General features: G+C 68.4%; 11 protein-coding genes. 10 read left to right on the forward strand and 1 reads right to left on the reverse strand.

Annotation, left to right across the window (positions count from 1 at the left end; genetic code table 11):
* Positions 1–14: 14 nt before the first annotated feature.
* Positions 15–1,391 (forward strand): amino acid permease, encoded by a 1,377-nt coding sequence (locus RU01_RS01660; RefSeq protein WP_042572874.1) that lies wholly within the window; start codon positions 15–17, stop codon positions 1,389–1,391.
* On the opposite strand, the gene fdhD is transcribed toward RU01_RS01660, so the two are convergent.
* Positions 1,357–2,208: a formate dehydrogenase accessory sulfurtransferase FdhD gene (fdhD, locus tag RU01_RS01665; protein WP_042572770.1), complete on the reverse strand. Its 852-nt coding sequence runs from the start codon at positions 2,206–2,208 to the stop codon at positions 1,357–1,359. The genes RU01_RS01660 and fdhD overlap by 35 nt on opposite strands.
* Before the next feature lie 196 nt (positions 2,209–2,404).
* On the opposite strand from fdhD, the gene RU01_RS01670 reads away from it, so the two are divergent.
* The 9 genes from RU01_RS01670 (at position 2,405) to rpmA (ending at position 15,243) form a co-directional block, all read left to right on the forward strand.
* A complete protein-coding gene (locus tag RU01_RS01670) occupies positions 2,405–3,397 on the forward strand; it encodes an iron-siderophore ABC transporter substrate-binding protein (protein ID WP_156148755.1) in 993 nt (330 codons plus the stop codon).
* A gap of 125 nt (positions 3,398–3,522) precedes the next feature.
* Positions 3,523–5,592: a S9 family peptidase gene (locus RU01_RS01675; RefSeq protein WP_042572772.1), complete on the forward strand. Its 2,070-nt coding sequence runs from the start codon at positions 3,523–3,525 to the stop codon at positions 5,590–5,592.
* Positions 5,593–5,601: 9 nt separating this feature from the next.
* A complete protein-coding gene (locus RU01_RS01680) occupies positions 5,602–8,271 on the forward strand; it encodes a valine--tRNA ligase (protein ID WP_042572773.1) in 2,670 nt (889 codons plus the stop codon).
* Entirely contained in the window at positions 8,268–9,704 is a 1,437-nt protein-coding gene (folC, locus tag RU01_RS01685; RefSeq protein WP_042572774.1) for a bifunctional tetrahydrofolate synthase/dihydrofolate synthase, read from the forward strand. Before RU01_RS01680 ends, folC begins: the two co-directional genes overlap by 4 nt.
* Entirely contained in the window at positions 9,701–10,099 is a 399-nt protein-coding gene (locus RU01_RS01690; protein WP_042572775.1) for a DUF4233 domain-containing protein, read from the forward strand. Before folC ends, RU01_RS01690 begins: the two co-directional genes overlap by 4 nt.
* A gap of 45 nt (positions 10,100–10,144) precedes the next feature.
* On the forward strand, positions 10,145–10,558 hold the full coding sequence (gene ndk / locus RU01_RS01695; protein WP_042572776.1) for a nucleoside-diphosphate kinase: 414 nt from the start codon (positions 10,145–10,147) through the stop codon (positions 10,556–10,558).
* Between the two features lie 423 nt (positions 10,559–10,981).
* Positions 10,982–14,335 (forward strand): translation initiation factor IF-2 N-terminal domain-containing protein, encoded by a 3,354-nt coding sequence (locus tag RU01_RS01700; RefSeq protein ID WP_042572875.1) that lies wholly within the window; start codon positions 10,982–10,984, stop codon positions 14,333–14,335.
* Between the two features lie 247 nt (positions 14,336–14,582).
* Positions 14,583–14,894 (forward strand): 50S ribosomal protein L21, encoded by a 312-nt coding sequence (gene rplU / locus RU01_RS01705; protein ID WP_042572777.1) that lies wholly within the window; start codon positions 14,583–14,585, stop codon positions 14,892–14,894.
* Positions 14,895–14,961: 67 nt separating this feature from the next.
* Positions 14,962–15,243: a 50S ribosomal protein L27 gene (rpmA, locus tag RU01_RS01710; protein WP_042572778.1), complete on the forward strand. Its 282-nt coding sequence runs from the start codon at positions 14,962–14,964 to the stop codon at positions 15,241–15,243.
* Positions 15,244–15,248 lie beyond the last annotated feature (5 nt).

Here is a 15,248-nt window from a genome sequence, read left to right on the forward strand (position 1 = left end):
CCGTTGTTCACCTCATGCGCGACATCGACGAGGTAGACGAGCTCACCAACGGACTCAAGGTCCGCCACCTGACGATGATGGGCCTCGGCTCAGCGATCGGCGCCGGCCTGTTCCTCGGAACGGGAGCCGGCATCGTCGCCGCCGGACCCGCCGTTCTTCTGTCCTACGCGATCGCCGGGTTCCTGGTGGTCCTCATCATGCGGATGCTCGGCGAGATGGCCGCCGCCTCACCGTCGTCGGGATCCTTCTCGACGTACGCCGAGATGGCTTTCGGGCGACTCGCCGGCTTCGCGACGGGCTGGCTGTACTGGTTCACGCTCGTCATGGTCATGGGGGCCGAGATGACCGGCGCCGCAGCCTTCATGGGCTCCTGGTTCGGCGTCGACCCGTGGATTCCGGCCCTGGTCGCGATGGTCGTCTTCACGGTCGTCAACCTGGCGAAGGTCTCGAACTTCGGCGAGTTCGAGTTCTGGTTCGCGGCCATCAAGATCACGGTCATCACCGGCTTCCTCGTCATCGGCGCTCTGCTCGTCTTCGGTGTCCTGCCGGGTTCCGACGCCGTGGGACTGGCCAACCTCACCGGCCTCGGCGGATTCGCGCCCAACGGGATCTCGGGGATCGCTGCGGGACTTCTGGTCGTGGCCTTCGCCTTCGGCGGCATCGAGATCGTCACCATCGCCGCCGCGGAGTCCGAGGATCCCGCGCGGTCCGTCGGACGCGCCGTGCGCAGCGTCGTGTGGCGCATCAGCGTCTTCTACCTCGGTTCCATCCTGGTGATCACGCTGCTGCTGCCGTGGAACCAGCTCGGCGACGCGGACTCGGCGGCGCAGAGCCCGTTCACGCTGGTGCTGCAGCAGGCGAACATCTCCGGAGTCGTCGGGTTCATGGAAGTGATCATCGTGCTGTCGTTGCTCAGTGCGTTCAACGCGCAGATCTACGCCACCAGTCGCATGGTCTACTCGCTGGCGCTGAGAGGGGACGGGCCGTCGGTGTTGGCGCGGGTCGACCATGCCGGCGTCCCCCGGCCCGCTCTGTTGGTCTCGGTGTTCTTCGGCTTCGTGGCGGTGCTGCTCAACTACCTCGACGTCGAGGGTCTGTTGACGTTCCTGCTCAACGCGGTCGGGGCATCCCTGCTCGCCATCTGGGCAGTCACCGCAGCATCCCAGTTGCGGCTGCGTCGCCGACTCGAAACAGCCGGTCCACTCCCGGTGCGGATGTGGGCGTTCCCCTACCTCAGTTGGTTCGCGCTGATCCTGCTGGCCGGACTGACCGTCCTGATGCTGACCGACGAGTCGTCGCGTCGACAGGTGATCGCTACGGCAGTGGTGGTCGCGGGACTCGTGGTGATCGGCTGGATCACCGGTCGGCGGTCGCCGGCACGTCGGCGCTGACCACGCGATCGGCGTGCGTATAGACGTTCATCCCGTCACCGCGGAGGAATCCGACCACCGTCAGACCGGCCTCGTCCGCGAGGTCGACCGCCAGTGACGACGGTGCCGACACCGCTGCCAGGATCGGGATCCCGGCCATGACGGCCTTCTGAGCCAGCTCGAACGACGCGCGGCCACTGACCATGAGGACTGTGCCCGTCAACGGAAGCAGTCCTTCGACGACCGCCCATCCGATCACCTTGTCGACGGCATTGTGACGTCCGACGTCCTCGCGCACGGCGAGTAGCGTTCCGGCAGTGTCGAACAGCGCGGCCGCATGCAGACCGCCCGTCGTGGAGAAGATGCGCTGATGCTCCCGGAGAGTGTCCGGAAGAGTAGTCAGCACCGCCGTCGTGACGGAGGCGCCGTCGGATGCGGGGGAGTAGCGCGTGATCGATCGCACCGCGTCGAGGGACGCCTTGCCGCACACGCCGCAGGAGGACGTGGTGTAGAAGTTGCGCTCCACGCTGGGATCCGGCGCGGGGACGTGGGACGCGAGTGCGAGGTCCAACACGTTGTAGGTGTTCATCCCCTCGTCGTCGACGCCGTCGCAGTAGCGCGCCGCCAGGATGTCGTCCCGACCACCGATCACGCCCTCGGTGGTGAGGAATCCGTGGGCGAGTTCGACGTCGTGGCCCGGAGTGCGCATCGTGACGGCGAGAGCGCGTCCCCCGACGCGCAACTCCAACGGTTCCTCGGCCACGACGGTGTCGGGTCGCGACGATCGGTGCGGACCTCTGATGCGGACGACAGGGCGACGGACGGTGGCCCGCCCCATCAGGCGGCCATCCGTGCGGAAAAGACTTCGGGCGCGGGACATGCGGACATCACTCCATGATGGACCCGATCGACGTGGAGCCGGAGGAGGACCCACCTCACCGCTGCCGGGCATAAGTTAGCCTTACCTTCACACCAGGGGGGCTCGGTTCGACGACGGGCGCCCGTCACCCGTCGAAGGGACCATCCCGATGGCCATGTCCGCCGGCATCTCGCGCCGCAGTTTCCTCCTCGGTGCCTCCGGTGCCCTCATCGCTGTCGCCGCAGCATGCAGCACATCCGACGGCGGCGGCTCGGAAGGCTCGGGACCGACCGTCGCCACCAAGTACGGAGACGTCGACGTCCCCTCGAACCCGCAGCGCGTCGTCAGCGTCGGCTACAACGATCAGGACACTTTGCTGGCCCTGGGCACCGTGCCGGTCGGGGTGTTCGATTGGTACGGGGACTACCCGTCAGCGACCTGGCCGTGGGCGCAGTCGGCGCTGGGCGGCGCCACACCGCAGATCGTCGGCTCGGCGTCGGAAGGCATCGACGTCGAGAAGGTCGCGTCCGCCACGCCGGACCTGATCGTGGGGACCTACGCAGGTATCACGCAGTCCGAGTTCGACTCGCTGTCCCAGCTCGCTCCCACCGTCACCCAGCCGGCCGGATTCGCCGACTACGGCATCCCGTGGCGTGATCAGACGACCCTCCTCGGCGAGGCCCTGGGCAAACCGGATCAGGCTGCGTCGCTGATCTCGGATCTCGAGGGCACCTTCGCCGACGTCGCCGCCGCCAACCCGTCCTTCGCCGGCAAGACCGTGCTGGTGGGTGCGCTGCAAGGTCCCGGCCAGTTCGGCGTGTACGGCGCCCAGGATCCCAAGGTCCGATTCCTCAACGACCTGGGCTTCGTCAACCCTCCGGTCGCCGACGAGGTCGGTGAGCGCAACTTCGCCACGATCAGCACCGAGCAGCTCTCCCTGGCCGACGTCGACGTCCTGGTCTGGTACGCGGGCGGTGGCTTCGGGGACAAGCTGCGCGCAGAACTCGCCGCGACACCGGTCTACCAGCAGCTCGCCGCGGTCCGTGACGGCCGCGTCATTATCCTCGAGGACGAGGCCGCCGAGGCCATGGCGTGGAGCACCGTGCTGAGCCTGCCGTTCGCGCTGGAGCAGATCCCGTCCCGTCTGGCGCCGCTCGTCCGCCAGTAGGGGGCTCGGCACCGTCGATGACAGCGCACACCCACTGCGTCATCCGCACAGCCTCTCCAGCCGGCGGTAGAGGGTGTGCGCCTCACCGTCAGGGTGTGTACACCCGCCCCCGGTAGGTTCGGCTCATGAGCACTTCTCCCGACCCGAGCGGTACTCCCTTCCGGTCGCCCTCGAGCTATCTCGACATCCGAAGGATGGCCGGTCTCGCGCTCTCTCCCGACGGGTCCTCGCTGGTCGTCACCGTCTCCGAGCTGAACCCCGCTCGCACGAAGTACGTGTCGTCGCTGTGGGCGATCGATCCGGCGGGCGTCACCGCGCCGCGCAGGCTGACACGGGCCGGCACGGGTGACTCCTCTCCGACGTTCGCGGCCGACGGGGACCTGCTGTTCCGCCGCGCCGCCTCGGCGGAGGAGGGCGCGCCCTCCGCGGTGTGGGCGCTGTCGTCCCGGGGTGGAGAACCGCGACGCCTCGTCCACCGCGGCGGGGGAGTGTCCTCCGTCGTCGCGGCGTCCGGCGCACCGACGGTCCTGGTCACGGGCTCGGTGCTCGGGGACGTCGACCGCGACGAGTTCCTGCGGACGCTGCGCAAGGACTCGGCCGTGACAGCCGTCCTGCACAGCGGGTATCCCGTGCGGTACTGGGACGCGGACCTCGGCCCGGAGCGCACCCACCTGTTCGTCGGATCCGTCGACGGTCCCGACGCAACCGATGTCCCCCTCACCTCGCTGACTCCCGCACCGGGTGGATCGGCGGGCGGCGGTGAGTACCGCGACACCGGTGCCGACGTGGCGCCGGACGGTTCGTTCGTGGTGGCCACACGCAAGGTGTCGGGAGCCGACGCGAGCACCCGGCAAGTGCTGGTCCGGCTCGACACGGCGGGCGGCGCAGCGACGGTGCTCGTCGACGACGAGGAGGCGGACGTCGCGTCGCCGGTCGTCTCACGGGACGGCACCCGCGTGGCGTATCTCCGCGAGAGCCGTCCCTCACCCGACACCGCCCCGCGGGTGGACTTGTTCGTCCTCGATCTCGCGACGGGAACGACCGAGCAGTGGGCGCCGGGGTGGGACAGGTGGCCGACATCGGCGACGTGGACCGCGGACTCGACGGCCCTGCTCGTGACGGCGGACGACGGCGGCCGAGCACCGATCTTCGTCGTCACACCCGACTCCGCGACGATCCTGACGCCGGGAGAGCACGCCTACACCGATGTGCGCGCGGCACCCGACGGTGACGTCGCGTACGCGATGCAGGCCTCGTATCGCGTTCCGCCGCATCCTGTTCGGATCGATCTCTCCACAGGCGAGGTCGCGGCGCTCCCCGCCCCGGTGGACCTACCGGAGCTACCGGGCACACTCGAGGACGTCTCGACGGTGACGGACGACGGGACCACCGTCCGGGCGTGGCTCGCGCTGCCCGAGGGCACGTCGGCGGACTGGCCGGCGCCGTTGGTGCTGTGGGCGCACGGAGGTCCCCTCGGATCGTGGAACACGTGGTCGTGGCGGTGGAACCCCTGGATGCTGGTCGCGCAGGGGTACGCGGTCCTGATGCCGGACCCCGCGCTGTCCACCGGGTACGGACAGGACTTCGTGCAGCGCGGATGGGGAAGGTGGGGCAAGGAGCCGTACACCGACCTGATGGCCGTGACCGATGCCGTCGAGGCGCGGGACGACATCGACTCCACCCGCACCGCGATGATGGGCGGCTCCTTCGGCGGGTACATGGCCAACTGGATCGCCGGTCACACCGACCGTTTCCGAGCGATCGTCTCGCATGCCGGTCTCTGGGCGCTGGACCAGTTCGGACCCACCACCGACGACGCGTCCTACTGGGCGCAGGAGATGACGCCCGAGATGGCGTTCGAGAACTCGCCGCATCTCTACGTCGCGGACATCTCGACTCCGATGCTCGTCATCCACGGCGACAAGGACTATCGCGTCCCGGTCGGTGAGGCCCTGCGGTTGTGGTGGGAGTTGCTCTCCGAGTCCGCGACTGCGACCGATGCCGACGGTGAGACCGTCCATCGCTTCCTGTACTTCCCCGACGAGAACCACTGGATCCTCTCGCCGCAGCACACCGCGGCCTGGTACGGCGCCGTGCACGCGTTCCTCTCCGAGCACGTGCTGGGCCAGCCCGCACCGATGCCCGAGATCCTCGCGGCGCGACCGGGGAAACTCACCGATCCAGAGGAGAACTAGAATCACCCGGTGACCAGATCGACGACTGTCCCCGACGACAATCCCGCAGACCGCCTCCCGAAGTCCTGGAACCCCGGCGAGGTCGAAGCAGAGCTCTACCAGGGATGGGTCGACGCAGGCTACTTCGTCGCCGATCGGGAGAGCGCGAAGCCCGGCTACTCCATCGTGCTGCCCCCGCCGAACGTGACCGGCAGCCTGCACATGGGCCACGCGTTGGACCACACGTTGATGGACGTGCTGTCCCGCCGCAAGCGCATGCAGGGCTACGAGGTGCTGTGGCTCCCCGGCATGGACCACGCCGGTATCGCCACGCAGTCGCTCGTCGAGAAGAAGCTCGTGGCCGAGGGAACGTCGAAGGACGATCTCGGACGCGAGAAGTTCATCGAGAAGGTCTGGGAATGGAAGCGCGAATCCGGCGGGACCATCGGCGAGCAGATGCGCCGCATCGGCGACGGTGTCGACTGGAGCCGTGAACGCTTCACCATGGACGAGGGTCTGTCACGCGCCGTGCAGACCATCTTCAAGATGCTGCACGATCGCGGGTTGATCTACCGCGCCGAGCGACTCGTCAACTGGTCGCCCGTGCTGAAGACGGCGATCTCGGACATCGAGGTCAAGTACGAGGACGTCGAGGGCGAGCTGGTCTCGCTGCGGTACGGCTCGCTGAACGACGACGAACCCCACGTCGTCGTCGCCACCACCCGCGTCGAGACGATGCTGGGCGACACCGCCGTGGCGGTTCACCCCGACGACGAGCGCTACACCCACCTCGTGGGCACGACGCTGCCGCACCCGTTCCTCGATCGCGAGATCCCGATCATCGCCGACGATTACGTCGATCCCGAGTTCGGTACCGGCGCAGTCAAGATCACGCCCGCACACGACCCCAACGACTTCGAGATGGGTATGCGGCACTCGCTGCCGATGCCGTCGATCATGGACACGTCCGGACGCATCGTCGACACGGGAACGCAGTTCGACGGCATGGATCGCTTCGAGGCACGCGTCGCCGTGCGCGAGGCGTTGGCCGAGCAGGGGCGCGTCGTCGCCGAGAAGCGGCCGTACGTCCACAGCGTCGGACACTCCGAGCGCAGCGGTGAGCCCATCGAACCTCGACTGTCCCTGCAGTGGTGGGTGAACGTCTCCACCCTGGCGCAGTCCGCCGGTGACGCCGTGCGCGACGGGCGCACCGTCGTCCACCCGAAGAGCCAGGAACCGCGCTGGTTCGAATGGGTCGACGACATGCACGACTGGTGCATCTCTCGTCAGCTGTGGTGGGGCCACCGCATCCCCATCTGGTACGGCCCCGACGGCGAGACCGTGTGCCTCGGGCCGGACGAGACCCCGCCCGAGGGTTGGGTCCAGGATCCGGACGTGCTGGACACCTGGTTCTCCTCGGGCCTGTGGCCGTTCTCGACGATGGGGTGGCCCGACCGCACTCCCGACCTCGAGAAGTTCTATCCCACCAGCGTTCTCGTCACCGGCTACGACATCCTGTTCTTCTGGGTGGCCCGGATGATGATGTTCGGCACCACGATCGGTGACCAGTTGCCCGGTCCCGTCCCGTTCCGCGACGTGTTCCTGCACGGCCTGGTGCGCGACGAGTTCGGCCGCAAGATGTCGAAGTCCAAGGGCAACGGCATCGATCCGCTCGACTGGGTCGACCGCTTCGGTGCCGACGCGTTGCGCTTCACTCTCGCTCGCGGAGCGCACCCCGGCGGCGACCTGTCGGTGGGTGAGGACAACGCGCAGAGTTCCCGCAACTTCGCCACCAAGCTGTTCAACGCCACGAAGTTCGCGTTGATGAACGGCGCAGTGGTGCAGGAACTTCCGGCTCGGTCGGACCTGACCGACGCCGACCGGTGGATCCTCGATCGGCTCGCTCTCGTGCGCGCCGAGGTCGACGACGCGTTGGACCGCTACGAATTCGGCAAAGCCTGCGAATCGCTGTACCACTTCGCGTGGGACGAGGTGTGCGACTGGTACCTCGAACTCGCGAAGGTGCAGTTCGCGTCCGAGACACACGCCGACAACACCCGCGCCGTTCTCGGCGTCGTGCTCGATTCCATCCTGCGTCTGCTGCACCCGGTGATCCCGTTCGTGACCGAGACGCTGTGGAAGGCGCTCACCGGCGGTGCCAGCGTCGTCGTGGCCGACTGGCCCCGCGAGACCGGTGTCGGCGCCGATCCCGTTGCCCAGCAACGTGTCACCGACATGCAGAAGCTCATCACCGAGATCCGACGGTTCCGCAGCGACCAGGGAGTCAAGCCCAAGCAGAAGGTCCCGGCGCGCCTTGTCGGCATCGACGAGGCCGACATCGCGTCGCTCGTCCCCGCGACTCGCGCACTGTCCTTCCTCGTGGAGCCCGAGGACGACTTCGCCGAGACCGCGTCGATCGAGGTCCGACTCTCCCTCGGAACCGTGACCGTCTCCGTCGACACCTCGGGAACCGTCGACATCGAGGCCGAGCGCAAGCGCTGCGAGAAGGACCTCGCCGCGGCAGTCAAGGAACTCGAGGCCACCACCGCCAAGCTGGGCAACGAGGCCTTCGTCGGCAAGGCGCCGGAAGCCGTCGTCGACAAGATCAAGGGGCGTCAGCAGATCGCCCGCGAGGAGGTCGAGCGGCTCACGCGTCGACTGGGCGAACTCACGAGCCAGGGAAAGTCGGGCACGGCATGACCTTCCCCGGAACCTCCGGCCCCGACGGAGTGGTGGGGCCCTCGCCGGTGGACCTGGCCGAGTTCGCACTCGTCGAGGCCGAGCTCGATCGGCGTTGGGGTGAGACCACCATCGAGCCGTCGCTGACCCGCATCAGCGCGTTGATGGACCTGCTCGGTTCACCGCAGGCGAGCTACCCGTCGATCCACGTCGCGGGCACCAACGGCAAGACTTCCGTGACCAGGATGATCGAGGCTCTGCTGCGGGCCTTCCATCGTCGGACCGGCCGGACGACCAGCCCGCATCTGCAGATCGCCACCGAACGCATCGCCGTCGACGGACTGCCGTTGACGCCGCGGCAGTACGTGGACACGTACCGCGAGATCCTCCCGTACGTCGAGATGATCGACGCGCAGTCCGAGGCCGCCGGGGGACCGGCGATGAGCAAGTTCGAGGTCGTCACCGCGATGGCGTTCGCCGCGTTCGCCGAGGCGCCCGTGGACGTGGCCGTCGTCGAGGTCGGTCTCGGCGGTCGTTGGGACGCGACGAACGTGGTGGATGCGCAGGTATCGGTGATCACGCCGATCGGGATCGACCACATCGAGTACCTGGGGACCGATCTCGCGGGCATCGCGGCCGAGAAGGCCGGCATCATCAAGAAGGCGCCCGAGCGACTCGATCCGATCGACACGGTCGCGGTCCTGGACGAGCAGCAACCCGAGGTCACCGACGTGCTGTTGCGTCGCGCCGTCGAGATGGACGCCGCCGTGGCCCGCGCGGGTTCCGAGTTCGTCGTGCTCGCTCGTCGCGTCGCGGTCGGTGGACAACAGCTCGAACTCCGCGGACTCGGCGGGATCTACGACGACATCTTCCTGCCGCTGCACGGCGAACACCAGGCACGCAACGCGTCACTGGCGCTCGCTGCCGTCGAGGCGTTCTTCGGAGCGGGAGCGGACCGCGGCCTCGACATCGAGACCGTCCGCGAAGGGTTCGCCTCGGTGGTCAATCCGGGACGCCTCGAACGCGTCCGTAACGCGCCCACCGTGTTCATCGACGCCGCGCACAACCCGCACGGAGCGTCGGCGCTCGCCGCCACGCTGACCGCGGAGTTCGACTTCCGCAAACTCGTCGGTGTCGTCGCCGTCATGAAGGACAAGGACGTCGACGGCATCCTCCAGGCACTCGAACCCGTTCTGGACGAGGTGGTGGTCACGCACAACGGATCCCCCCGCGGACTCGAGATCGACGCACTCGCCGACGCCGCCGTCGCCAAGTTCGGCGACGAGCGGGTGGTGGTCGCGGAGACGCTGCCCGATGCGCTCGAGATCGCCATCGGTATCGCCGAGGACGTCGCCGACGAGGGCGAAGCAGTCTCCGGGGCCGGCGTCGTCGTCACCGGATCGGTGATGACCGCGGGCGCGGCCCGCACCCTCTTCGGGAAGGACCCGGTATGACCACCGCCGAGACAGGGCAGTTCCCGCCGCCCGCACGTGACCCGTGGAAGGGATTCCGCGGTGTCTGCGCCGGCACCCTGGTTCTCGAGGCGATCGTGGTGCTGCTCGCGCTGCCGGTCGTCGGAACCGTCGGCGGAGGCGTCACCTGGATCAGCGGCACGTACCTCGTCGGCCTCGGGGTCCTGATGATCCTCGGCGCCGGCCTGCAGGGGCGCTCGTGGGCTCTGTCCTTCGATCTCGGACTCCAGGTGCTGGTCATCCTCGGTTTCCTCGCCCACCCGTCGATCGCCGTCGTCGGGGTGCTGTTCCTCGCCGTGTGGCTGTATCTGCTCTACCTCCGACGCGACCTCCGTCGGAGGATCGCCGAGGGCCGGTTGCCGTCCCAGCGTGAGTGACGGGGTGCGCGAGCGCGCCTACCCCGTCCTCTAGGCTCTGCGATCGTGACCGAACGCACTCTCGTCCTGATCAAGCCCGATGGCGTCGCTCGTCGATTCGTCGGGGAAATCCTCGGCCGTGTCGAGCGCAAAGGCCTCGACCTCGTCGCGCTCGACCTGCGCACCGTGTCCCGTGACGTGGCGGAGCAGCACTACGCCGAGCACGCCGAGCGCCCGTTCTTCCCCGACCTGATCGACTTCATCACCTCCGGTCCCCTCGTGGCCGCGGTGCTCGAAGGTCCCCGAGCGATCGAGGCGTTCCGCCAGCTCGCCGGTGGCACCGACCCCGTCGCCAAGGCCACGCCCGGCACCATCCGCGCCGACCTCGCACTCGACGGTCAGAAGAACCTCGTCCACGGCTCGGATTCGACCGAGTCCGCCGCTCGCGAGATCGCTCTCTGGTTCCCTGAGCTGGGCTGATGTCCGCCCCGCGCCGCGTGCCGTGCCACTCGAGCGGCAATGGCACGCGGCGGTCGGGGAGTGTGGGATAGTGGAAGAGGTTGCGGCGCGCACCACGCGAACGTGACCGGATGACATCCACGGACCCGATGCCCGTCATCGCGGACATGCGCCGACACGGGTGCGAAGCTTCTATTCGCACCGTTGGCGCGTCACGCTGAAGATCAGGCGCTCGGACCGGCCATCCGCCCAGGCATTGCGGCGATCTCCGCCGACCGTTCCCGGTCGACGACCCGTCGTTCTGCGAACCCGCTTAGTCGACGGGATCTCCCGATCCCGCGAACGAACCATGACTCTCGTGTGGCCGCGTGCCATCCGACGGACGACGCCCGATCGGGCACTGTCGACCGTGGATGCTCGCGCCCGGGAGCCCGAGGAGAACACGTGGCCGACAACGTGCCGCCCCAGACATCCCAGGACCCGAACACCGAAGCGCAGGCGTTCCCCGAACGCATTCGCGTGCACGCTCTGGCCAAGCTGCTGGGCGTGACCAGCAAGCAGGTCGTGGCGCAGCTCGCCGAGATGGGCGTCGACGTCCGCAGCGTGCAGTCGAGCGTCGTCCGCGCCGACGCCGAGACCGTCGCCTCCGCTCTCGGTGGCTCCGTCGTCACTCAGAGCGTGACGCCCGAAGCCGAAGCAGAAGCAGTGGTCGAGGCAGAGCCCGCCCCCGCAGCGGCGCGTGTGGAGCCGGACCTCTTCACCAACATCGAGACCACCGAAGCCACGGCACCGTCGACTGCCGGCCCGGCATCGGTGCCGGTCTTCCTGCAGCCCGAGGCCGCCCCCGAGGCACCGAAGGCTCGCCGTCGGGCTCGCAGCCCGAAGAAGGTCGAGACGCCTGCAACCGAGACACCTGGAACCGAGACACCTGCAGGCGAGACACCCGCAACCGAGACACCTGCAGCCGAGACGCCCGTTGTGGAGGCGCCTGCCGCCGAGACGCCGTCGCCCGAGGTTCCGACTCTCGAGGTTCCGGCCGACGCGTCGGACGAGGCCGCGAACGATCAGGACACCGCCGAATCCGCCGAGCAGGAGTCGAACGACCAGGACGGTCAGTCCGGTCCTCGTCGCCGCCGTCGCGGACGCCGTGGTCGTGGCCGCGGTCGTGGCGACGCGCAGACGGACGATCAGGACGACTCCGACGACGACTCCGACGAGTCGTCGACCGATGCCGTCGCGTCGGACCAGCCGACCGACGAGACGAGCACCTCCGACGAGACGTCCACCGATTCCGAGGCGACTCCGGACGCGGACGCCTCCGAGTCGCAGGACGACGACACCGAGGACGCAGCCGAGGCATCGCCGCGCAGGTCGTCGAACCGGCGTTCGCGCAGTCGCCGATCCGCGAGGTCGGAGTCGAGCGCGACCGACGAGTCGACGCCCGGCGATGCGCCCGAGTCGGATACGTCCGACGATGCGGACTCCGCCGAGTCCGCCGAGGGTGACGACGACGAAAGCACGGCCGACAGCGCGAGCCGCCGTCGCCGGCGTCGACGCCGTCGCAAGAGCGGCGCCGACAGCGCCGACGGGGATGCCACCACTGAGGACGACCCGCCCAACACGGTCGTCCACGAGCGTGAGCCGCGGCAGCGCAAGGCCAAGGACGAGGTCCAGGGCATCACCGGGTCCACCCGGCTCGAGGCGAAGCGTCAGCGTCGCCGCGACGGGCGTGACGCCGGTCGTCGCCGTCCCCCGATCCTCACCGAATCCGAGTTCCTCGCACGCCGTGAGTCCGTGGACCGCACCATGGTCGTGCGGGAGAAGGCACTGGCCGGTCAGCCCGATCTGACGCAGGTCGCGGTGCTCGAGGACGGTGTCCTGGTCGAGCACTTCGTCACCAGCACCGCATCGGGATCGATCGTCGGCAACGTGTACCTCGGTCGCGTGCAGAACGTGCTGCCCAGCATGGAAGCTGCATTCATCGACATCGGCAAGGGCCGCAACGGTGTGCTCTACGCCGGTGAGGTCGACTGGGACGCAGCGGGTCTGGGCGGTAACAGCCGCAAGATCGAGCAGGCGCTCAAGCCGGGCGATCAGGTTCTGGTGCAGGTCAGCAAGGATCCGGTGGGCCACAAGGGTGCCCGCTTGACGACGCAGATCTCCCTGGCCGGACGATTCCTGGTGTACGTGCCGGGTGGTTCGTCCACCGGCATCAGCCGCAAGCTTCCCGACAACGAGCGCAAGCGTCTGAAGGACATCCTGCGCGACATCGTGCCCGCCGAGGCAGGCGTCATCATCCGCACCGCGTCGGAAGGCGTCAGCGCGGAGGAACTCGCTCGCGACGTCACCCGTCTGCAGGCGCAGTGGGCCATGGTCTCCGAGCGATCCACCGGTGCCGAGTCGGCCAAGGGTTCGGCGCCCGTCACCCTGTACGAAGAGCCCGATCTGTTGGTCAAGGTCGTCCGCGACCTGTTCAACGAGGACTTCTCCAAGCTGGTCATCGAGGGTGATCGTGCGTGGTCGACGGTGCAGAGCTACATCGAGACCGTGGCTCCCGACATGCTCTCACGGGTCGAGCGGTACACGTCGTCGTCGAAGGACGTCGACGTCTTCGCGGCCTACCGCATCGACGAGCAGCTGGCGAAGGCGCTGGACCGCAAGGTGTGGCTGCCGTCGGGCGGCACGCTGGTCATCGACCGCACCGAGGCCATGACCGTGGTGGACGTCAACACCGGCAAGTTCACCGGTGAAGGCGGCAACCTCGAGGAGACCGTCACCCGCAACAACCTGGAGGCGGCCGAAGAGGTCGTCCGCCAGATGCGACTGCGCGACATCGGCGGCATGATCGTCGTCGACTTCATCGACATGGTCCTCGAGTCGAACCGTGACCTGGTCCTGCGCCGTCTGACCGAGGCTCTCGGCCGCGACCGCACGAGGCACCAGGTGTCGGAGGTGACGTCGCTCGGACTGGTCCAGATGACGCGTAAGCGTATGGGTACCGGCCTGATCGAGGCGTTCTCCACCACCTGCGAGCACTGCCACGGCCGTGGACTGATGATGCATCAGTTCCCCGTCGAGGCTGCCAAGGACGACGGCGGACGCGGAAACTCGCGCTCGGACAACTCCCGGTCGGACAACAATCAGCGCTCGGACAACTCGCGCTCGGACAACAACCAGCGCTCCGAGGGCGGCTCGCGTCGCCGCCGTGGGGGCAAGGATCGGTCGGACTCCCGTCCGCAGGACGCGGTCGACACGGGCGCGTCGGAGGACGACACGACCGACACGACGGTCGACCCGTCTATCCGCCGCGCACACCCCGTGGCACTGGCCATGGCTGCGCATCTGCACCCGGACGACGTGGCCGACTCGGGCTCGGATCCGATCGACGAGGCCGCCGCGGCGGTCGCCGCGGTTCGGGACGCGCGGACTGCGCCCGACGAGAGTCCGGCCACCGATGTGTCCTCGGACACCGCACCTGTCGACGTACCGGACGAGACCGTCGTCGAACCGGACGCCGCCGCGGCTCCCGCGACACGGCCACGGCGCAGCCGACGAGTCTCCCGTGCGGCGTCCGCGCCGGCCGGCGACTCGGCCGGCACGGTCATCGTGGTACCGAGTACTCCCGTGAACGGCTCCGCCGCAGCAGTATCCGAGGATTCCGCACCCGCGGTGGTCGAGGAGCCCGCCGCCGTGACAGTCGGCGGCGGTGCGTCGGTGGCCGCTGCCGCACCGGCCCGACGTCCGCGTCGCCGGGCGGCGGGACGTCCGGCGGGACCGCCGCCCGGCGACGAGTCCTGAGGTGCGGCGGAGGGTCCGGTCGAGCGGTTTGACCGGGCCACGGACTCTGCCGTAATCTTTGACAGTCGCTGTCGGCGACGCGGCTCTGTCCTGTCCGCCGTGAGGTGGCAGGGAGAGACGCCCGAACTTCGGTTCGCCGGCGCAAGAACACCGCACGAGCACGGGCTGCAGTCCTGCAGCCATGAGACCAGTCGCGTCCCTCACGGGGCCGCGAGAACGCATCAAAGAAGCAAGGGGTAGCCCTCCGATGGCAACGTACGCGATCGTCAAGACCGGCGGAAAGCAGTACAAGGTCGCAGTAGGTGACCTCGTCAAGGTCGAGAAGATCGAGGGAGCGCCCGGAACGGCTGTCTCGCTTGCTCCAGTTCTCGTCGTCGACGGGTCGGACCTGACCACCGATGCATCCAAGCTGGCCGACATGTCTGTCGCCGGTGAGATCGTCGAGCACACCAAGGGCCCGAAGATCCGCATCCACAAGTTCAAGAACAAGACCGGCTACCACAAGCGTCAGGGACACCGGCAGAAGCTGACCGTCCTGAAGGTCACCGGCATCAAGTAAGTCCTCGATACCGGTACCATCCGGCGTCACCACAGCACTGGCTCCACCAACCCCGGGAGGGTTTCTCATGGCACACAAGAAGGGCGCGTCCAGCTCACGCAACGGTCGCGATTCCAACTCACAGCGCCTCGGCGTCAAGCGCTTCGGCGGCCAGTCCGTCAGCGCAGGCGAGATCATCGTTCGCCAGCGCGGCACTCACTTCCACCCCGGCGTGAACGTCGGCCGTGGCGGCGACGACACCCTGTTCGCTCTCTCTGCGGGTGCAGTCCTGTTCGGAACGAAGCGCGGCCGCAAGACCGTCAACATCGTCCCGGTCGCCGTAGACGCTCCGGTCGCCGTAGAGGTCTGATCCTC

The organism is Rhodococcus sp. MEB064, from assembly GCF_000834565.1.
Classification (GTDB): domain Bacteria; phylum Actinomycetota; class Actinomycetes; order Mycobacteriales; family Mycobacteriaceae; genus Rhodococcoides.

Excerpts from the sequence above, each read along its gene's own strand:
- RU01_RS01660 (WP_042572874.1), top strand. The coding sequence starts at position 15 with ATGCGCGACATCGACGAGGTAGACGAGCTCACCAACGGACTCAAGGTC.
- fdhD (WP_042572770.1), bottom strand. The coding sequence starts at position 2,208 with ATGGGGCGGGCCACCGTCCGTCGCCCTGTCGTCCGCATCAGAGGTCCG.
- RU01_RS01670 (WP_156148755.1), top strand. The coding sequence starts at position 2,405 with ATGTCCGCCGGCATCTCGCGCCGCAGTTTCCTCCTCGGTGCCTCCGGT.
- RU01_RS01675 (WP_042572772.1), top strand. The coding sequence starts at position 3,523 with ATGAGCACTTCTCCCGACCCGAGCGGTACTCCCTTCCGGTCGCCCTCG.
- folC (WP_042572774.1), top strand. The coding sequence starts at position 8,268 with ATGACCTTCCCCGGAACCTCCGGCCCCGACGGAGTGGTGGGGCCCTCG.
- RU01_RS01690 (WP_042572775.1), top strand. The coding sequence starts at position 9,701 with ATGACCACCGCCGAGACAGGGCAGTTCCCGCCGCCCGCACGTGACCCG.
- rplU (WP_042572777.1), top strand. The coding sequence starts at position 14,583 with ATGGCAACGTACGCGATCGTCAAGACCGGCGGAAAGCAGTACAAGGTC.
- rpmA (WP_042572778.1), top strand. The coding sequence starts at position 14,962 with ATGGCACACAAGAAGGGCGCGTCCAGCTCACGCAACGGTCGCGATTCC.